Raw genomic sequence first — 19,700 nt, 5'->3', positions numbered from 1 at the left:
GTACTCGACGCGCGTCCGCGGCAGGCGCATCATGGGTGCCATGACCGACTGGATCGCCCTGCAGGCCCGCGCCGTCGACCTCTACGACGGGGTGCTGCCGGCCGTCACCGACTGGGATGCGCCCAGCCCGTGTAGCGAGTGGACCGCCCGCGAGGTGCTGGCCCACGTGGTGGACGAGCAGCTGTGGGTGCCGGGCCTGCTCGCCGGCGGCACGGTGGACGAGGTAGCCGACGACCTCGAGGACCGGCTGCGCCGCCTCCGCGAGGCCACCGGGCCGGAGCTCGTCGAGGAGTGGGCGGCGCTGCGCGAGCCCGTGGCGGCGGCGTGGACGGGGACGCCCGCCGACGACGAGGTGCACCTGTCCTACGGCCGGGCACCCGCCCGCCACTATCTGGGCCAGCAGACCTTCGACCTCGCCGTGCACGCCTGGGACCTCGCCGCCTCGCAGGGCCTGGACCTGCACTGGGACGACGAGCTGGCCCGCGCCGTCCTGGACTTCGTGGGCGACGACCTCGCCGAGAACCCCGCGCCCGACCTCTTCGACCCGCCGGTGCCCGGCTTCGACGATCCCGGCACCCCGCCACGCGACGCCGCCCTCGCCCGCACCGGCCGCGACCCCCGCTGGACCGCCGACCGGCCCCGCTGAGCCGCCGCGCGGGAGCACCGGGCTCCGGTGTACCGGTGTGCCGGTGTCGCCCCTCTGGGAATTCGCTCACTCGCGCACCACGCTCGCGGACACCGGACGCCCCACACGTCTCGTGGGTCTCGCCGACCTCACCGAACCCGGCGGAAAACCCTCACGCTTCCTGCCGGCACCGTCGATGTGAGCGAATCAGCCGCCCAGACCTGCGCGACACGTCGGGGCCGGAAGGTTTCGCGCAGGGCTGCGCGCCGTTTTCGCTCACTGGGCGGGGTGGCGCAGGCTGATTCTCGGGGCGCGGCGCCCCGAAGGCCGACACTGCCGCGCGACACCCGAGCGGGTGCCCTGCGCGAGTGAGCGAAACCCCGGAGCCTTGCGACGACGGGTCGCCGGGGCGGAGGCGGCGGACCGGCAGAGCGACGGACCGGCCAGAGCGGCGAGCCGTCGTCACGCCGGCCGGGCCCACCATCCGAGGGGGTCGGCCGTCGCGTCCGCGATCAGCGGTCCGAGGACGTCTGTGGCCGGCCAGCGCGCCCGCAGCGCCGCCGACACCGAGCTCGCGTCCGATCCGGGGGCAGGACCCGGGGTGGGCTCCGCCTCGGGGTCGGTCCGCACCACATGGATCGTCCATCCGGCCCGGCGGAGCGCCGCCCACGTGCGGCCGTCCCGGGCGCGCTCGTCGACCGACTCCCGGCCGCTGCGCACCTCCACCGCGACCCGGGCATCGGGATCGGCGAGCGAGGGGACGGCTCTCCGCCGGCGGATCTCGACCTCGTGACCGTGCACGAACCCCCGGTGACCGGCCGCGTGCAGGACCAGCCGGGCGCGGGCCTCGTCCGGCGAGCCGGCACGCGGCTCGAGGTCACGCAGCACCTCGGCCAGCGCGCCGGAACCCGATCCGGACGGATGGGCCGTCGCGGCGCGGAGCAGCCCCTCGAGCCCGGGGTCGGCCGCGCACATCCGGTCGAACGCCACCACCGCGTCCTCGTGCGGCAGGTCCGCCGTGAGGTCCCGGCAAGTCCGCAGGGGCGTGGTGACGCGCAGCCCGTCCACCTCGGTGACCGCCGAGGGCGGCAGCGCACCGTACCGGTAGACGCGGCCGGGGACCGCCCTGCGGGTGGCCGGCAGCCAGATCTCCGGCGGCGCGTCCCCGGGTGCGGAGTCGTCGCCCCACAGCAACGCCGCGCTGCGTCCGCGGAGTACGCCCTCCGGCCAGGACCGGGCCAGGGCGACCGCGCGCAGGCGGAGGTCGTCGGGCTGGTCCGCGCGCCGGTACATGCCGTGCCACATCCGGATATAGCCATCGCGGGCCCGCCGGCCCGGCACGACCGCGGCGAGCTCCGCGGAGGTCAGGGGGCCGCGCGGGAAGCGCGTCCCCGAGGCGGCGGAGGTCGGGATCGGGCGGGGTGCTGACGGAACCGGGCGCGAGGGTGCGTTCATGCCCACACTCTGCGGCACGCGGTCCGCCGCTCCCCCGGGTCCGGGCCCGTATCCGGGACCGCCTGTGGATGCGCCCGGGGCTGTGGACAACGTACGGGGCGGCACGCCCCGTCCACGGAGCGGCGCGCGGTCAGATCCCGTAGAGCCGCGCCCAGTTCTCCCGCGAGGTCAGCTCCGGCTGTGCGGCCCGCCACCGCTCCTGCACGGCGGGCGTCTCGCGGACGAACCGCGCGAGCAACGCTGCCAGCCGCTTCTTGAGCTCGGTCGCCCGGGCGGGATCGACCTTGCGGTGGTGCACGCCGGTCTGCGAGGCGTCGGTGACGTAGGCCTCGTCGAAGAGCGAGACGTGCCACCAGGCGGCGTCCTCGTACGGGATCGCCACCACGCCGCGCCGCTGCCGCCCGAGCTTCTGGACGAGTAGACGCTTGGCCAGCACCTGGTCCTCGCGGTCCTCCCGCGGGATGCCCACCTTGCGCTCCACGCCGATGCCGGCGGGCAGCGCGTCCACGGGAAGCTTGACGGTCTCCGGGTAGGCCGACCGTTCCTCGCGGATCGCCGCGAGTGCCGCCTGCCCGCCGTCGGCGACGCCGTGCGCCCCGTCGGGCCCGTCGAGGAACGCCTCGATGCCACGCATCCGGGTGGCGGCGAGGCCGTACTGCATGGCCGCGATCGCCCGCAGCACGCTGCGCGCGAGGTTCCCGGCCATGTCGCGCGGCGCGATCCCCTGACGGATCGCGGCGGTCGTCAGCGCGTTGCGCTGGGAGAAGAACTGGCCGAAGTCGTCGCCGTCCTTCCAGTAGAAGTCGGCGTGCCACACCGCGGCCCCCTGCAGGGTGCACGTGGGCATCCCGGCCTGGCGACAGCGCAGGCCGTACTCGATGTCGTCCCACTGGAAGAAGAACGGCATGGGCAGGCCGACCCGCTCCACCGCCTCGCCGGGGATCACGCAGGACCACCAGGCGTTGTACTCGGCGTCGATCCGCCGCTCCTGCTTCTCCTCCACCACCGACTGGTCGCGCAAGGCCAGTTCGTCGGAGTCGAGCCCGCCCATGAGTTGAGCGAGGTCAGTCCGCTCGCCGGACACGAGCAGGTAGTCCGGGTTGAACAGGTACAGCATCTGCGCGCCCACGAGCATCGGCTCCCGGGTGGCGGCGGCAAAGGCGAACAGGCGCAGGACGGTCTCGGGCTCCACACGGACGTCGTCGTCCATGAGCAGCACGTCCACCGGCCCGGGGGCCTCCGGCGTCGTGGCCTCGTACAGGCCGCGGCTGAACCCGCCGGCGCCGCCGAGATTGGGCTGGCGCAGATAGTGCAGCCGGTCCCCGAACTCCTCGGCGGCGTGCGCGAACTGCTCGCGGGTCTCGACGAGGTCGGTGCCCTGGTCGGTCACGTAGAGGTCGTCGATGAGGTCCGCGACCAGCGGGTCGGAGGCCAGCGAGTCGACGGTGGCCGCACAGTCGTCGGCCCGGTTGAACGTGCAGATGGCCACGGCGGCGCGACGGACCGACCTCGTCGTCGTGGTTCCCCATTCCACCTCCGACACGGTGGCCGGGGCGTCCACGGCATGGAACTCGAGCCACAACGCGCCGCCGTCGGTGTAGGTGTCCACCGGCACGTGGAGAACGGCCATGCCCTCACCGTGGTGGTGGACCACGTCCACGGTCCGCACGTGCGAGCCGATGTCTGAGGCGCGGACCAGGACGTCCACCTGGCCCTCGGACTCCAGGGTCACGCGGATCGTGAGCTCGGTGACCGCGGTCCAGCGCTGCCAGTACGAGGCCTCGAAGCGGCCAAAGTAGGTGTTGGTGTCGGCCACCGCGCCGGCCTCGAGGTGGAGCTCGGAGCGGGTGCGGCGCACCACGCCGCGCAGGATCCGCGCGTACAGGTCGTCGTTCACCCACTTGCGCGGCCCCGAGAACAGGGTGCGCTGCAGCAGCAGGCCCCGCTCGACGGCCTCGCTGCCGGCGGGGTCGGCGGCTGCGGTCACGGTGGTGGCGTCCATGTGGCGGGTGCACTCCTGACGTCGGCGCGGGGTTCGTCGGTGGCCGGGCCGGTCAGGGCCCGTCGGTGCCGTCCAGGCTAGTCGCCCCGCTCCGACGGATGACGTCGGAACACCAGGGTGTCGTAGGCCCAGTAGCGGAACACCACCGCCACGATCTGCCCGATCAGCGTGCCCGACACGTTGTCGGCCAGCGGGCTGTCCAGGCCGAGGACATACCGGGAGAATCCGAGGCACGCGAGTTGAAGGCCGATCGCCGCGACGTTGACCACGGTGTAGAGCACCAGGTGGCGCGCATGGCCGTCGTCACGCCGTCCCGTGAACACCCAGTACCGGTTGCCCACGTAGGTCACGGCGGTGGCCACGGCGATCGCGATGATCTTGGCGGTCAATGGGTGCGAGAACAGGATCCCGTGCCCGTCGAGGGTCCGCCAGGACCAGCCGTGCCACTCGAAGAACACGAGCAGGTTGTAGGTGGCCGCATCCACCGCGAAGCCGACGAGGCCCACGACGAGGAAGGCCGCGACGTTCCGTTCCGTCCGGCGCCGCGGCCGCCTTCAAGTACTGGTGGGTGATGTGGTGAGGGCGCGTCCCGGTGCCCTGCCGCCTCACCGCACCCGGAAGATCACGGTCCGCTGTACGACGAAGTTGGTGACGGTGGCGACGCCCTGGGCGATGACGTAGCCGACCGTCGTGGCCCAGAAGTGGCTCCAGCCCATGCCGTCGAACCACGGCACGAGCACCATGAACAGGCCCCACTGGACGCCGAACATCACCGCGTACAGGCACATCGTGGCCACGAACCGGGCCCGCGACGGCTCGGCGTTGAACGTCCACCGGCGGTTGAGCGCGTAGGCGGTGAGCGTGCCGGCCACGAAGGACAGCGCCTTGGCCGGGCCGTAGTGCATCCCGAACGCCATGAACAACTGGAGCAGCCCGTAGTCGACGATCGCCGACAGGACGCCCGTGAGGAAGAACCGGACGACCTGGGTCTTGAGGTCGGTCGGGTGCGCCGCGTCGGAGACCCGGTGGGCGTCGAGCGGGTCCAGCGCGTGGGCGATCGAGTCGGCCACGGACTCGCGGCCGGGCCCGTGCCCGGCGGGGTCCGTGGACTCGGTGCGGTGGTCGGTCACCCGCCCCAGGGTAGAGGGCCCGCCGGGGAGCGGGACCCCGCCACCCCGGCGCCGCCCCGTGCTCAGGCGCCCAGGCGCGGCAGCAGCGTGTCGAGCATCGGCTGGACGCCCTGCCCGAACGAGCCCCAGTTGTGCAGGCCGGTCGGGAAGTAGTCGATCCGGGCGTCCACCCCCACCTGGTCGAGGCGGCGGTCCAGCTTGACGGTGCAGGCGTGGACAGCCTGCTCGAGGCCGGCGCCCTGGACGAAGCGGAGCATGTCGCCGTTGTGCTGGGCCCACTCGTTGGGGCCGGGGACGCCGGTCGCGGTGGAGAAGTACAGGGTCTTGCCGCTCAGCTTCTCGGCGTGCCGGATCACGTCGTGCTCGGCGTAACCCGGCGCCCCGCGCTCGCCCCACAGGTTGCCGAGCTGGCCGCCGCGGGACTCGACGGTGACCTTGGTGAGCAGGAAGCCGATGTCGTCGGCCGCCGAGTAGCACCCGCCGAGGCTGCCCACGGCCTCGTACTTCTCGGGGTGCCGGACGGCGAGGGCCGCGGCCGCGCCGCCGCCCATCGACAGCCCGGCGATGCCGGTCTTCAGGGCGACGCCGAGCTCGGCGTCGAGTGCCTCCGGAAGCTCCTTTGTCATGAAGGTCTCCCACTTGTTGCGGCCGAGGACCGGGTCGTCGTTGAGCCAGTCGGCGTAGAGGGAGGCGTCCGCGCCCTGGACCATGACGAGGTCCACGTTCCGGTCGGCCACCTTGGTGCCGATGTCGCCGGGCAGGAGCCAGCCGCTCGGGGTGGGGGCGTCCACGCCGTCGAGCAGGTAGAGACGCGGCTTGGGGCCGCTCTCGTTACCGGAGCGGATCACCTCGACCGGCACGATGCGGTTCATCTGCACGGAGGAGACCCACAGGCGGGTGAAGCGCGCGTCGGGCACGAGCGGATCGCTCTCCCGGCGGACGACCTTTACCTCGGTGACCGGCGGGTTCTCCTGCGGCAGCGCCGGCTCGGCCGCGGTGTTCTGCGACCCGGTGCCCAGCGGGGGCATCACGCCCAGCGCAGCGAGGGACTGGGACTCCGTGGAGCCGGCGGAGCCGACGTGCCCCGATCCGGCGGCGGCGCTCGAGGGGTCGACGCTGCCGCCCCCAGCAGAGTTGACCATCCCCACATCGGAGCCGGCGGACTGGGCGACAGCGACCGGGACGGAGACGGCCCCCGTGGCCGCGACGAGGGCGGCCACGACGAGGGACGACAGGCGGTGCGGACGATGCGACATCTGGGTGCCTCTTTCGGATCGGCGGGGCGCCGCCTGGTGGGTGTCGGGCGGTGATACTACGGGTCCACCGCCCGTTTGGACAGCCGATACGTCTCGCCGGCTTGCCCGGCCATCCCCGGTCTGGCATCCTCTCCCCATCGCGCGCACACCAGCGCGCATCTGGTCGAACAGACAACGGCACATCCGCCGAGTGCGTTCGATTCCCGCGGGGACGATCCGCCCCGGCCACCCCATCTGCACCTCGGCACGAGTACACCGTCCGTGCCACCAGCCCGGGTGAGCCGCCGCCCGACCCCGCACCGCACACCGCAGGACCGCCGGTTACCGCCGCCGTGGCGTACCGGTCGGTAACCCCTTACTACCCGGAGAATGACCATGTCGCAGTACCGAAACTCCGCCCTGAACACCGCTCCGACCGGCTTCTCGTACACGCCTACCGGCCGCGCCGTCCCGTCCACGGCGCCGATGCGCACGCCCGCCCCCCGGCCGGCGGCGCAGTCGTGCACGCCCACCGGCCGCCTCGTCCTGTCGACGCCGGCCGTCCGCCGCGCGGCCTGAAGTCCCTCGCCGCGCGATCCGCGGCGGTCTCGCCCGCTCCCGGGGCTCCCCGGGGGCGCCCCGGCCTCGCTTCGTGCCCATATCCGTACGAATGTCAGCGGATCCACCGCACGAACGCCCCTTACGCGTACGAAGCGTCGGCGGGGCTGAAGAGGCGACAGCAGCAGCGGCGGCGGGGCTGCAGAGCAGCGACGGCGGCGGGGCCGCAGGGACGAAAGGGGCAGTAGGGGCTGCCGGTGCCGAGACGGGCCCAGCGGGACGGTGGCCGCGCTAGCGTACGGCCATGCGGTCGCCTCGCCCCCGACGTCCCGCCGCGAGAGTTCTCGGCGCAGCTCTGGTCTCGACCTGCGCGCTGCTCGGCGTCCCCGGCGCGGCCGCGCAGCCGGCGCCGGGATCGGGGCCGGCGGGATCCGCGGCGCTGCCCGACCCGTTCGCGGCGCTGCGCCCGGCCCCACCCGAGCAGCGCACCCCGGAGCGGTACGGTCCCAGCCCGTCGTCGGACCCGTGGTATTCCGCGCCGCCGGCGGTGGACCCGGCGACGCCGCGCGGCACGATCCTCGCCACGCGCCGCATCGACATCCCGTGGTTCAACGTGCGCGACCTCGGGCGCGCCCACCAGGTGTTGGTGCAGAGTTCGGACTCCCACGACCGGCCGCAGCAGATCGTCTCGACGATCATCGAGCCCGGCACGCCCTGGACCGGGCCGGGGCCCCGGCCGCTGGTGGCGTACAACGTGACGATCGACTCGCTCGGGCTCGAGTGCATGCCCTCGTACAAGCTGCGCCACGAGTTCAACCTCGAGATGCCGCCGTTCCTACAGATCCTCGCCGACCGCGGGTACGGGCTCGTGCTCACCGACTTCGAGGGCCCCAGGGCCGCCTACGCCGCGGGCCGCGCCAACGGCCGCGCGGTCCTCGACGGGATCCGCGCCGCCCGCGCCTTCGCCCCCGACCCCGGCGCTCCACCCCTGTTCGCCGATTCGCGGGTCGTGCAGGTGGGCTACTCGGGCGGCGGGATCGCCACCGGCTGGGCCGCGCAGATGCAGCCCGTGTACGCCCCCGAGCTCACCGGCGTCCTGCAGGGATCGTCCATCGGCGGCGTCCCGGCCGACTACGCCGACCTCGTGGACACCATGGACGGCACCCTCGCGTCCGGCCTCTACCGGGCCGCGGTGTTCGGGATCGCCCGCGAGTACCCGGAGCTCTACCCCCTGCTCAACGACACCGGCGACGTGGTGGCCCACCTCATGCGCGACGCGTGCGCGGACGTCAACACCGCACTCGGGCTCGTCACCGCCCCGCTCTCGGCGCTCACCGACGTGGACCCGCGCCGCGACCCCACAGTGCTGCGCGTGATGGCACACAACCGGCTGGGCCGCCCGGACCCGGACAACGGCGGCGACCCGCGCGAGGTACCGACCGGCCCGGTCCAGGTGTGGCACGGTGACGCGAGCGTCCCGATCGGCCCCGGCCCGGGGTCCTCGCGCGGCCCCGGCGACGTCTTCGTCCCCGAGTGGACCGCGCACCGCCTGGTCGACGAGTGGTGCGAGGCGGGCGCGGACGTCGAGTACACGCCGGTCGCGGGCGAGCACGTCACCGCCGCCTACACCGCCATCGGCCCCGCGCTGGACTGGGTGGACGCCCGCGCCCGCGGCGTGCCGTTCACCGCCGGCTGCCGGGCGGTAACCTCGAGGCCGTGAGCACCCCGCAGAACACCGCCCTGGACACCGAGCTCAAGCGCCTCACGGGCTGGGGCCGCACCGCCCCGGCGATGAGCCACGTGCTCACGCCGCGCTCGGTGGAGGAGATCTCCGCGGCGGTGGCCGCGGTCAACGACGCCAACGCGGGCGGCCCCGCCCACCTGCGCCGCGGCGTCGTGGCGCGCGGGCTCGGCCGCTCCTACGGGGACTCGGCCCAGAACTCGGGCGGGCTCGTGCTGGACCTGACCCGCTTCAACCGTATCCACGTGCTCGACGCCGAGTCGGCGGTCGCCGTGGTGGACGCGGGCGTCAACCTGGACCAGCTCATGCGGGCCGCGCTGCCGTTCGGCCTGTGGGTGCCGGTCCTGCCCGGCACGCGCCAGGTCACCGTGGGCGGGGCGATCGGGCACGACATCCACGGCAAGAACCACCATTCGGCCGGCTCGTTCGGCAACCACGTCACCCGCATGGAGCTGCTCGTCGCGGACGGCCGCGTGCTCACCCTCGAGCCCGGCGGCACGGCCGACGACCCGGAGGGCCGGCTGTTCTGGGCCACCGTCGGCGGCAACGGCCTCACCGGCGTGATCCTCAAGGTGTGGATCGCCATGACCCGCACCGAGACGGCGTATTTCCTGGCCGACGACGACCAGACCTCGACCCTCGACGAGACCATCGCGCTGCACACCGACGGTTCGGAGTCGAAATACACGTACTCCTCGGCGTGGTTCGACGCGATCAGCGCGCCGCCCAAGCTCGGCCGCGCGGCCGTCTCCCGCGGCTCGCTGGCCACCCTGGACCAGCTCTCCGAGCACGCGCCGGAGCTGGCCAAGGACCCGCTGCGGATGGACGCCAAGCCGTTGCTGACGTTCCCGGACGTCTTCCCCAACGGCCTGGCCAACAAGTACTCGTTCAGCCTGGTGGGCGAGGCGTACTACCGGCTGGGCGGGACGCGGCGCGACCAGATCAAGACGTTGCCGCAGTTCTACCACATGCTCGACCTGTTCTCGGAGTGGAACCGGGCCATGGGACCTGCGGGTTTCCTGCAGTACCAGTTCATCGTCCCGCCCGGCGAGGTCGAGGGCTTCAAGGAGATCATCGGCGACATCCAGCGCTCGGGGCACTACTCCTTCCTCAACGTGTTCAAGCTCTTCGGCCCCGGCAACCAGGCGCCGCTGAGCTTCCCCATGGAGGGCTGGAACGTCTGCGTGGACTTCCCCATCAACAGCCGCCTCAACTCCTTTGTCAACGCCCTCGACGCCAAGGTGATGTCGATGGGCGGCCGCCTCTACACCGCCAAGGACTCCCGCGTCCCGGCCGAGCGCTTCCACGCCATGTACCCGGAGATCGACTCGTGGATCGCCACCCGGCGCGAGGTCGACCCGAACGGGGTCTTCGTCTCCGACATGGGCCGCCGCCTCGAACTCGTGTAGCGGCTCCGCGCTGGCGTCGGTGCTCCCCGCTAGGATCGCACCCATGATCAATGCCGTCGGCGTGCCCCAGACCCTGCTCCTGCTCGGCGGGACCTCCGAGATCGGCCTGGCCATCTGTGAGGAGTACCTCCAGCAGGGCCCGATGCGGGTGATCCTGGCCTGCCTGCCCGGCGACCCGGGGGTCGAGGACGCCCGGGCCCAGATGACGGCGGCGGGGGCGACCGCCGTGGAGGTGGTCGACTTCGACGCCGCCGCCACCGACACCCACCCCGCCGCGCTGCAGCAGTGCTTCGCGGCCGGGGCGGGCGGCGACGTCGACGTGGCGATCGTCGCCTTCGGCCTGCTCGGCGAGAACGAGGAGCTCTGGTCCGACCAGCGCAAGGCCGTCCAGATCGCGCAGATCAACTACACCGGCGCCGTGTCGGTGGGCGTGCTGCTCGCGGAGAAGATGAAGGCGCAGGGCTACGGCCGGATCATCGCCATGAGCTCGGCCGCCGGCCTGCGCGCCCGCCGCTCCAACTTCGTCTACGGCTCCACCAAGGCCGGGCTCGACTCCTTCTACACCGGCCTGGGCTACGCGCTGTCCGAGCACGGCGTGGACGTGCTGGTGATCCGCCCCGGACAGGTCCGGACCCGCATGTCGGCGCACGTCAAGGAGGCGCCGCTCACGGTCAACAAGGACGAGGTGGCGCGCATCGCCGTCAAGAACTCCGGCCGCGACAAGGGCGCCGTGTTCGCCCCCGCCGCGTTCGGCGGCGTCATGGCCGTCCTCACCCACGTCCCGCGCCCGATCTTCCGCAAGCTCCCCTTCTGAGACCGCGGTGACGCTCAGGGGGACCGGCCTGGCGGCCGCCGCGACTCTGCTCGCCGCGGCCGTCACCGCCGTCGTGCTCGGGGCGTTCTCGCTGGTCTCCTTTCCCGCCTACGGCAACTCCAACGTCCTGCAGGCGCTCACCGTGGTGGGCCAGGCCGCGGCGCTCGCGCTCGTCGTGGCGGCCGTCCTGCTGGCCCGCGCGGGCGAGCGGCCCGGCGGCCGGGCGGCGCTGGTCCGCCTGGGCAAGCTCGCGGCCCCCACCGGCTCGGCGCTGCTCGTGGCGGCCACGCTCGGGATCCCGCTCGCGGCCAGCCGCCTGTACCTGCACGGCGTGAGCGTGGACCAGGAGTTCCGCACGCAGTTCCTCACCCGGTCCACCACCTCGCTCGGCCTGCCCGACATGGCGTACGCGGACCTGCCGTCCTACTACCCGTCGGGCTGGTTCTGGCTGGGCGGGCGGTTCGCCAACCTGACCGGCACGGAGGGCTGGGCGGCGTACAAGCCGTGGTCGATCCTCTCGCTGGCGGTGGCGGCCGCGCTGCTGACGGTGCTGTGGACCCGGCTGCTGCGCACCGACCTCGGCGCGGTGGTGGGCGTGGTCTCGACGGCCGTGGTGCTGGCGCACGCGAGCCCGGAGCCGTACGGCGCCGTCGTCGCCCTGTTCCTTCCCCCGGCCCTCGTCCTGGCCTGGCACGCCGTCGCGCCCACCTCCCGCCGGGGCGGCCGCTGGGCCACCGTCGCCACCACGCTGTTCCTCGGCGCCTCGGCCTGCACGTACACCCTCTACACCGGTCTGGCCGCGGCCACGGTCGTGCTCATGGCGGCGGTCGCGACGGCCGCCGCGTGGTGGGCCGCGCGGCGGCGGCCCGGCACCGACGCGGCCGCGGCGCGCCCGTACCCGCTGTGGCTGCCGGCGGCGCGGCTCGCGGTGATCGGGGTCGGCTCGATCGCGATCGCCCTGCTCGTGTGGGCGCCCTACCTGCTCGCCGCGCTCGGCGGCACCCCCGCCGACTCCGGCACCGCGCTGCACTACCTGCCCGACGCGGGCGCCCGCCTGCCGCTACCCATGGCCGCGGGCGGGCTCACCGGCTGGCTCTGCCTGGCCGGCCTGGTGTGGATCGTGACCCGCGCGTGGACCTCGCGGCGCGCGCAGGCCCTGGGACTCGGCGTGGCCGCCGTCTACCTGTGGTGCCTGGCCTCGATGGCGGTGACGGCGCTGGGGACGACCCTGCTCGGCTTCCGCACCGAGCCCGTGCTCGTGCTGTTCCTCGCCGTGGCCGGCGTCCTCGCGCTCACCGACCTCGCCGCCCTCGCCGTCCGCGCGGCCGGCCGGGAGACCGCCGACGGGGGACGCCGCGAGCGGCCCGCCGCCGAGGCCGCCGACCGTCGCCGCCGGGCCGGCGCCGTGGTGGGCGTGCTCGCCGCGGTGGCCGCCCTCACCCACGCGCAGGGGATCCCCGAGCACCTGCACACCGAGATCCGGCTGGCCTACACGGACACCGACGGGGCGGGCGAGCGTGCCGACCGCTACCCGCCCGGTCCGGAGTCCCACTACGCGGAGGTGGACCGGGTCATCCGGGAGGCGTTCCCGGGGCGAGAGCGGACCGACCTCGTCGTCGCGAGCACCGCCGACGCCTTCCTCGCCTACCACCCCTACCTGGCCTACCAGGCCGTCACCTCCCACTACGCCAACCCTCTGGGCCGCTACGCCGAGCGCAACGAGGCGATGATCGGCTGGGAGGAGGCCGAGGACCCCGACGCGCTGTACGCCCTGCTCACCGGCACCGACTGGCGCGGCCCGGACGCGATCGTCACCCGCCCCGCCGGGGCCGGCTACTCGCTGCGCCTGGCCGAGGACACCTTCCCCAACGATCCCAACGTCCGCCGCTTCGGCGTCACCATCCCCGCCGAGGCCGTGGACGGCCCCCACTTCCGGGTCCACGAGGTGGGTCCCTTCGCCGTGATCGTGGTGCGATGAGGTGACGGAGGAGGTGACGACGACGAGGGAGCGCCCCCGGGACGACGAGCAGCCACTCGGACTGCACCCCTACGAGGGCATGGCGCGCGACCGCCTCATGGCGATGGTCACCGGTTTCCTCGGCGCGTTCCTCGCCGTCCTCTCCGGGTTCCTCCCCGTTCACCAGGACACCTCCGAGATCCACTGGACCCCCGGCGAGGACTACACCTCCGTCACCGCGCCGCTCGTCTCCGGCCGGCCGCTCGACCTCACCATCACCGCGCCCTGCGACGCGCTCGCGAAGGTCGACGACGGCACCCGGGTGTTCTCCACCCTCCCGGAGGGTGCGCCCGGACGGGTCTCCGACGGGCTCGTCGTGCAGCGCTCCCGCACCGCCACCGACACCCCCGTCCTCGAGGTGGTGGTCCGCAACCTCACCCTGCTCTCGGTGCCCGTCTCCCAGCTCCGCGACCCGGCCTGCGAGACCCTGCGCGTCCGGGCCGAGACCGGGATCCTCGTCGCCGAGCTCACCGGGATGGACGCCGGCCCCGACACCCGCGCCGCCGTCCCGGGCACCATGCGCCCGCAGGTCACCGGCGTCTACACCGACCTCACCACCGCCACCGCCCCGGACGGCATGGCCGCGGCGACCGTCGACGTGACCGTGGACGCCCGGTACTCCTCCAGCCCGACGCTGCTCAAGATCGTGCTCATGGTGATCGGCGTGATCGCCACCGTCGCCTCGGTGTTCTACCTCCACCGCCTCGACGCGATCGACGGCCGCCGCGACCGGCGGTTCGTCCCCCGCTCGTGGACACGCCTGTCCCCCGTTGACGGCGTGGTGATCGCCGTCCTCGGCTTCTGGCACCTCGTGGGCGCCAACACCTCCGACGACGGCTACCTGCTCACCATGGCCCGCGCCGCCGGGCCCAGCGGCTACATGGCCAACTACTACCGCTGGCTCGGCTCCCCCGAGTCGCCGGTGGGCTGGTACTACGAGATCCTCCGGGTCTTTGCCGAGGTGTCCACGGCCAGCCCGTGGATGCGGCTGCCCACCCTGGCGTGCGGCATCCTCGCCTGGCTCATCATCAGCCGCGAGGTGGTGCCGCGCCTGGGCCGATTGGCCCGCCGCTGGTACCGGCCGCGCTGGACCGGCGCCGCCCTCTTCCTCGCCTTCTGGATGGCGTTCAACAACGGCCTGCGCCCCGAGCCCGTGATCGCGCTCGGCGCCCTGCTCACGTGGTCGCTCGTCGAGCGGGCCATCGCCACCCGGCGCCTCGTGCCCGGTGTCGCCGCGATCGGCGTGGCCGCGTTCTCCCTCGGCGCCGGCCCCACCGGCCTCATGTGCGTGGCCGCGCTCGCCGCCGGCTCCCGCGAGTACCTCCGCAGCCTCCGCCGCCGCGCCCGCGTGATCGGCTGGGCGCCGATCCTCGGCCCCGTGCTCGCGGTGGGCCTCGCGCTGCTCTACACGGTGTTCGCCGACCAGACCGTGTCCGCGGTCCTCGAGGCGACCCGCATCCGCACCGAGCTGGGGCCCAGCCTGCCCTGGTACGGAGAGAAGGACCGCTGGGTGGCGCTGTTCGGGGTGTCCGCCGACGGCGGCGTGGCGCGCCGCTTCCCCGTCCTGCTCATGCTCATGTGCCTGGCGCTCGTGATCGCCGTGATGCTGCGGCGTGGCAACGTCCCCGGCGCGGCCGCCGGCCCCTCACGCCGACTCGTCGGCGTGATCGCCGGCTCGCTGCTCCTCCTGGTGTTCACCCCCACCAAGTGGACCCACCACTTCGGCGTGTTCGCCGGCCTCGCCGGGGCGCTCGCCGTCCTCGCCGTGATCGCCCTGCGGTCGAGCTCGGTCTCCCTGAGCCGGAGCCGCTGGCTCGTCGGCGCCGCCCTGTGCCTGGTCGTGGGCCTGTCCACCGCCACCGACAACACGTGGTGGTACGTCTCCGACTACGGCATCCCCTTCTCGTCCTCCTTCCCGGCGATCGGCGGCGTCCAGGTCAACTACGCCGCCTTCATCGCCGCCCTGGTCTGCGTCCTCGTCGCCGGCCTCATCCACACCGGGCTCCTGCCCGACTCCCCCGGCGAGATCGTCACCCGGCGGCTCGGCCGCGTCCTGCCGTTCCTGCGCCGCGCCCCCGACACCCCCGCGTCCCGCGCTGCCCGCGCCAACGGCACCCGGGCGTGCACCGGCAGCGGGCCCGGCATCGACGCCGCCCCGCTCACCGCGGTGGCGTTCGCCCTCGTCGTCTTTGAGCTCGCCTCCGCCGTCACCGCCGTCTTCGTCCAGTCCCCCGCCTACTCGGTGGGCCGGTCCAACATCCGCGCCCTCACCGGGGAGCCGTGCGCGCTCGCCGACGCGGTCCTCGTGGAAGAGGACTCCAACGACGGCGTACTCGAGGCCCTCGGCGCCGGACCCGACGTCTCCCTCGGCGCCGGCGGGGTCAGCGGGTTCGCGCCCAACGGCCTGCCCGACTCGATCACCGTGGCCAGCACCGAGTCCGCCGGCTCCCTCGCCCAGTCCGAGCTCGGGGAGCGCGAGCCCGGCGACGGCGTCGACGCCGGCACCACCGGCGGCCGCGGCGCCGTCACCGTCAACGGTTCCACCGTCGCCCTGCCCTTCGGCCTCGACCCCGACACCACCCCGGTCCTCGGCTCCTACCGTCGCGGCCCGCAGGTCGCCGCCGAGCTCACCTCCGCCTGGTACGAGCTGCCCGGCCGCAGCGCCAACCGGCCGCTGCTCGTCATGGCGGCCGCCGGCCGCATCGGCGGAGGCAACGTCACCATCGAGTACGGTCGCCCCGGCCGCGTCGGCGCCTCCGGCCCCACCGACTTCGAGGTGATGGGCTCCATGACCCCCATCGACATCGGCCCCGCCCCCGCCTGGCGCAACCTCCGGATCCCGCTCGAGCAGATCCCCGAGGAGGCCGAGGTCGTGCGCGTGGTGGCCACCGACGGCAACCTCGACCCCGACTGGTGGCTGGCCGTGACCCCGCCGCGCAACCCGCGCCTGCGGACGCTCGACGAGGTGGTGGGGCACACCGACCCCGTCCTCATCGACTGGGTGGTGGGCCTGGCGTTCCCCTGCCAGCGGCCGTTCGTCCACAACGGGGGCGTGGCCGAGGTGCCGCGCTACCGGATCCTCGCCGACCGCGAGTCCTCCTCCGCCGCCAACTGGTGGCAGAGCGCCGGCGGTGGCGGCCCGCTGCTGTGGACCACCCAGACCGTCGAGCCCGTCACCGTCCCCGCCTACCTCGACCACGACTGGTCCCGCGACTGGGGCTCACTCCAGCGGTTCGAGCCCCTGGACCCCGACGCCGTGCCCGCCGAGATCGTCCACGGCAGCACGACGCGCTGGGGCTGGACGGGTCCGGGCCCGATGTACTGAGCGTCCCCTAGAATCGGGGGTCGTGTCAGCCTCTCCCGCCGCGAACGGCCCCGCCGACGACCGGGCCCCGGCCCCCGCTCCCGGCCCGGCGTCCACCGATCCCCGGGTCGCGCGACTCCGCGTCGTCGCGATCGTCTCGGGCCTCATCGGCGCCCTGTGCTTCCTCGCCCTGCCGTTCCTGCCGGTCTCCCAGACCACCGCCACCGTGCACTGGCCGCAGAACGGGTCCGTCGAGTCCGTCTCCGCGCCGCTCATGGCCCACTCGCCGCAGAGCGTCACCGCCACCCTGCCGTGCGCCCTGGTCGGCGACCTGCCGGAGGACGGCGGGATCCTGCTCTCCACCGTCCCGGCCGGCGGCGAGGAGGCAGGCGAACGCGGCCTCTTCGTCCGCGCGTCCGCTCAGACCGTGGACGTGGTGACCCGTGGCAGGGTCATCGCCTCGATGCCGCGCGACGAGGTCGCGGGCGGCGCCTGCTCGCAGATCACCGTCATGGCCGGACCGACGCACGTCGAGGCCGACTTCGTGGGCATGGACGACGCGGCCCGGCTCGTCGAGTCCCCCACCCTGCGCCCCATGGTCGTGGGCCTGTACTCCGACCTGCCGACGGACACCGCCCCGGACGGGATCGACGTGGCCGTGGAGGTGGACTCGCGCTTCACCACCGAGCCCACCGTCCTCAAGTGGATCGCGATCGTCCTGGGACTCGTGGCCACCGCGGTGGCCCTGTGGGCCCTGCACGGGCTCGACCAGACCGACGGCCGCCGCGACCGCCGCTTCCTGCCCCGCGCCTGGTTCCGGCTCCGCGCCCCGGATGTCGCGGTGATCGGCACGCTCGGGATCTGGCACCTCGTCGGCGGCAACACCTCGGACGACGGCTACATCCTGTCCATGGCCCGCGCCGCCGACCCCGCGGGCTACATGGCCAACTACTACCGCTGGTACGGCGTCCCCGAATCGCCCTTCGGGTCCCCGTACTACGACCTGCTCACCCTGTTCTCGCACGTCTCCACCGCCAGCCCGTGGATGCGGCTGCCCGCGCTCATCGCCGCCATCCTGTGCTGGCTCGTCATCAGTCGCGAGGTCCTGCCCCGGCTCGGCCGCGCCGCCCGCACCACGCCGGTCGTCGTGTGGAGCTCCGCCGCCGTCTTCCTCGCCTTCTGGATGGCATACAACAACGGCCTGCGCCCCGAGCCCGTCATCGCCCTCGGCGCCCTGCTCACGTGGACCTCGGTCGAACGCGCCATCGCCACCCGGCGCATCCTGCCCTTCGCCGTCGCCGTCATCATCGCGTCGTTCTCGCTGGCCACCGGGCCCACCGGCCTCATGGCCGTCGCCGCCCTCGTCATGGGCCTGCGGCCCATGGTGCGCACCGTGGTGGTGCGCGGCCGCCGCATCGGCTCCCACCTCGCCCTGCTGGCCCCGGTCCTCGCCGCCGGCACCATGGTGCTCATCAGCGTCTTCGGCGTGCAGTCGCTCGCCTCCGTCCTCGAGGCCATCCGCGTCCGCGGCGAGATCGGCCCCAACCACAGCTGGTTCGAGGAGTTCATCCGGTACTACTACCTGATGCAGCCCACGGTCGACGGCGGCCTGCCCCGCCGCCTGCCCGTCCTGCTCGTGTTGCTCTGCCTGGTCGTGGTGATCGCCATCGTGCTCCGCCGCGGCAAGGTCCCCGGCGCCGCCGTCGGCCCGACCTGGCGTCTCGTGGGCGTGGTCGTGGGCACCGCCTTCTTCATGATGTTCTCGCCCACCAAGTGGACCCACCACTTCGGCGTCTACGCCGGCATCGGCGGCGCCATCGCCGCGCTCGGCGCCCTCGCGATCGCCGCCTCCGCGGTCCGCACCGCGCGCAACCGCACGGTGTTCCTCGGGATCACCCTCATGGTGCTCGCCCTGGGCTTCGCCGGGCCCAACGGCTGGTGGTACGTCTCGAGCTTCGGCATCCCCTGGTGGGACAAGGCGCCCAGCGTGCGGGGCATCGAAGCCTCCGGCGTCCTGCTCCTCCTCGCCGTCATCACCTTCGCCTACGCCGGCTGGCAGCACCTCCGGCAGGACTACATCGGGTCCACCGCGCCCCGCACCTCTGAGGGGCGCCGCCGGATACGCACCCTGGCCGCCGCGCCCATCGCCGTGGTGGCCGGCCTGCTCGTCGTGGTCAACGTGGCCTCCTTCGCCAAGGGCCTCACCAAGCAGTACCCGGCCTACACCATCGCCGAGGGCAACCTCTCCGCGATCGCCGGCGACCCCTGCATGCTCGCCGACGAGGTCCTCGTGGAGCCCGACGCCAACGCCGGCATGCTCGTCCCGCTCGGCTCCGAGCCCGGCCCAGACGGCGCCGTGCCGGCCGAGGAGCTCGCCGCCGCGATCGAGGCCGGGGAGAACACCGGGTTCAGCCCCAACGGCGTGGCCCCGGACCTGTCCGCCGACGCCGTCGTCACCGATGCCGGCGCCGCCAACACCACCACCGAGCCCGGGGGCGGCCCGTCCGTGAACACCGGCGAGAGCGCCGGAACCTCAGGCGGCCAGGGTGCCCGCGGCGTCAACGACTCCACCGTCGCCCTCCCCTTCGGCCTCGATCCCGCCACCACGCCGGTCCTCGGCTCCCACGCCTCGCCCGGCGAGGCCCGGCTCGAGACCGGCTGGTACCGCCTGCCCGAGAACCGCGAGGACCACCCGCTGCTCGTCGTGTCCGCCGCCGGCCGCATCGGCCGCTTCGACTCCGACGGCCTGTACCGCTACGGCCAGGACGTCACCGTGGAGTTCGGGCGCTCGGGCGGCGACGGTGCCACCGCCGAGCTCGTCGGCGAGCCGGTCGTGCCGTTCGACATCGGCCCCGCCCCCTCGTGGCGCAACCTGCGGGTGGACATGGACGACGTCCCCGCCGACGCCGACGTCATGCGCGTCATCGTCCGCGACGGCGACCTCACCCCCGACCAGTGGGCGGCCATCACCCCACCGCGCGCGCCCGAACTGCAGACCGTCCAAGAGATGATCGGCTCGGACGTGCCCGTGCTCGTCGACTGGGCCGTGAGCCTGCAGTTCCCGTGCCAGCGCCCGTTCGAGCACCACGCCGGCGTGGCCGAGCCGCCCCGGTACCGGATCCTGCCCGACCGCGCGCTGGCCGTGAGCTCCACGGACACCTGGCAGTCCTACGAGGGCGGCGGCCCGCTCGGCTGGATCGAGACCGGACAGCGCGCCCGCACGATCCCCTCGTACTTGACCGACGACTGGAACCGCGACTGGGGCTCGATCGAGGCGTACACGCCCCTGGGCACCTACCAGCGCACGCCGGTCAGGCCCGCCGAGGTCACGACCGAGACCCGAAGCCGCTGGGGCTGGTGGAGCCCCCAGGGCCCGATCTTCGTGACCAACCCGAGGTGAGGTGGGCCGC

The 19,700-nt window shown here is 73.7% G+C and carries 13 protein-coding genes; 8 read left to right on the top strand and 5 right to left on the bottom strand.

The window, feature by feature from the left end:
• Positions 1–40 precede the first annotated feature (40 nt).
• On the top strand, positions 41–646 hold the full coding sequence (locus ACH0BZ_RS07180; protein ID WP_406897334.1) for a TIGR03086 family metal-binding protein: 606 nt from the start codon (positions 41–43) through the stop codon (positions 644–646).
• Between the two features lie 441 nt (positions 647–1,087).
• On the opposite strand, the gene ACH0BZ_RS07175 is transcribed toward ACH0BZ_RS07180, so the two are convergent.
• From ACH0BZ_RS07175 to ACH0BZ_RS07155, 5 genes are all read right to left on the bottom strand, one after another.
• Positions 1,088–2,080, bottom strand: a complete 993-nt coding sequence (locus ACH0BZ_RS07175; protein WP_406897332.1) for a hypothetical protein — start codon at positions 2,078–2,080, stop codon at positions 1,088–1,090.
• A gap of 130 nt (positions 2,081–2,210) precedes the next feature.
• Positions 2,211–4,082 (bottom strand): glycosyltransferase, encoded by a 1,872-nt coding sequence (locus ACH0BZ_RS07170; protein WP_406897331.1) that lies wholly within the window; start codon positions 4,080–4,082, stop codon positions 2,211–2,213.
• Between the two features lie 77 nt (positions 4,083–4,159).
• Positions 4,160–4,588: a GtrA family protein gene (locus ACH0BZ_RS07165; RefSeq protein ID WP_406897329.1), complete on the bottom strand. Its 429-nt coding sequence runs from the start codon at positions 4,586–4,588 to the stop codon at positions 4,160–4,162.
• Positions 4,589–4,687: 99 nt separating this feature from the next.
• The gene (locus ACH0BZ_RS07160) at positions 4,688–5,212 is read right to left on the bottom strand and encodes a GtrA family protein (protein WP_406897328.1); all 525 of its coding nucleotides are present in this window, start codon (positions 5,210–5,212) and stop codon (positions 4,688–4,690) included.
• Between the two features lie 62 nt (positions 5,213–5,274).
• Positions 5,275–6,468 (bottom strand): alpha/beta hydrolase, encoded by a 1,194-nt coding sequence (locus ACH0BZ_RS07155; RefSeq protein WP_406897327.1) that lies wholly within the window; start codon positions 6,466–6,468, stop codon positions 5,275–5,277.
• 369 nt (positions 6,469–6,837) lie between these two features.
• On the opposite strand from ACH0BZ_RS07155, the gene ACH0BZ_RS07150 reads away from it, so the two are divergent.
• The 7 genes from ACH0BZ_RS07150 to ACH0BZ_RS07120 all read left to right on the top strand — a co-directional run bounded on the left by ACH0BZ_RS07150 (position 6,838) and on the right by ACH0BZ_RS07120 (position 19,690).
• Positions 6,838–7,026 carry a hypothetical protein gene (locus tag ACH0BZ_RS07150; protein ID WP_406897326.1) on the top strand — a complete coding sequence of 63 codons (189 nt, stop codon included), beginning with the start codon at positions 6,838–6,840 and terminating at the stop codon, positions 7,024–7,026.
• Positions 7,027–7,309: 283 nt separating this feature from the next.
• The gene (locus tag ACH0BZ_RS07145) at positions 7,310–8,725 is read left to right on the top strand and encodes a lipase family protein (protein WP_406897325.1); all 1,416 of its coding nucleotides are present in this window, start codon (positions 7,310–7,312) and stop codon (positions 8,723–8,725) included.
• A 71-nt stretch (positions 8,726–8,796) separates the two neighbouring features.
• Positions 8,797–10,155, top strand: a complete 1,359-nt coding sequence (locus tag ACH0BZ_RS07140) for an FAD-binding protein (protein ID WP_406897402.1) — start codon at positions 8,797–8,799, stop codon at positions 10,153–10,155.
• A gap of 43 nt (positions 10,156–10,198) precedes the next feature.
• A complete protein-coding gene (locus ACH0BZ_RS07135) occupies positions 10,199–10,969 on the top strand; it encodes a decaprenylphospho-beta-D-erythro-pentofuranosid-2-ulose 2-reductase (protein ID WP_406897324.1) in 771 nt (256 codons plus the stop codon).
• Between the two features lie 7 nt (positions 10,970–10,976).
• Positions 10,977–12,947 carry an arabinofuranosyltransferase gene (locus ACH0BZ_RS07130; protein WP_406897323.1) on the top strand — a complete coding sequence of 657 codons (1,971 nt, stop codon included), beginning with the start codon at positions 10,977–10,979 and terminating at the stop codon, positions 12,945–12,947.
• Positions 12,948–12,960: 13 nt separating this feature from the next.
• Complete coding sequence (locus tag ACH0BZ_RS07125) at positions 12,961–16,311, top strand: arabinosyltransferase domain-containing protein (protein WP_406897322.1); 3,351 nt, start codon at positions 12,961–12,963, stop codon at positions 16,309–16,311.
• 22 nt (positions 16,312–16,333) lie between these two features.
• Entirely contained in the window at positions 16,334–19,690 is a 3,357-nt protein-coding gene (locus tag ACH0BZ_RS07120; RefSeq protein ID WP_406897321.1) for an arabinosyltransferase domain-containing protein, read from the top strand.
• The last annotated feature ends 10 nt before the right edge of the window (positions 19,691–19,700 follow it).

The sequence above is a fragment of the Dietzia sp. 179-F 9C3 NHS genome, from assembly GCF_045369825.1.
GTDB lineage: Bacteria > Actinomycetota > Actinomycetes > Mycobacteriales > Mycobacteriaceae > Dietzia.
The sequence above is the reverse complement of the archived record's forward strand: the minus strand, read 5'-3'. Positions and strand labels throughout refer to the sequence as shown.

Coding starts and splice junctions, on each gene's coding strand:
- ACH0BZ_RS07180 (WP_406897334.1), top strand. CDS start 41: ATGACCGACTGGATCGCCCTGCAGGCCCGCGCCGTCGACCTCTACGAC.
- ACH0BZ_RS07175 (WP_406897332.1), bottom strand. CDS start 2,080: ATGAACGCACCCTCGCGCCCGGTTCCGTCAGCACCCCGCCCGATCCCG.
- ACH0BZ_RS07170 (WP_406897331.1), bottom strand. CDS start 4,082: ATGGACGCCACCACCGTGACCGCAGCCGCCGACCCCGCCGGCAGCGAG.
- ACH0BZ_RS07155 (WP_406897327.1), bottom strand. CDS start 6,468: ATGTCGCATCGTCCGCACCGCCTGTCGTCCCTCGTCGTGGCCGCCCTC.
- ACH0BZ_RS07150 (WP_406897326.1), top strand. CDS start 6,838: ATGACCATGTCGCAGTACCGAAACTCCGCCCTGAACACCGCTCCGACC.
- ACH0BZ_RS07145 (WP_406897325.1), top strand. CDS start 7,310: ATGCGGTCGCCTCGCCCCCGACGTCCCGCCGCGAGAGTTCTCGGCGCA.
- ACH0BZ_RS07140 (WP_406897402.1), top strand. CDS start 8,797: ATGAGCCACGTGCTCACGCCGCGCTCGGTGGAGGAGATCTCCGCGGCG.
- ACH0BZ_RS07135 (WP_406897324.1), top strand. CDS start 10,199: ATGATCAATGCCGTCGGCGTGCCCCAGACCCTGCTCCTGCTCGGCGGG.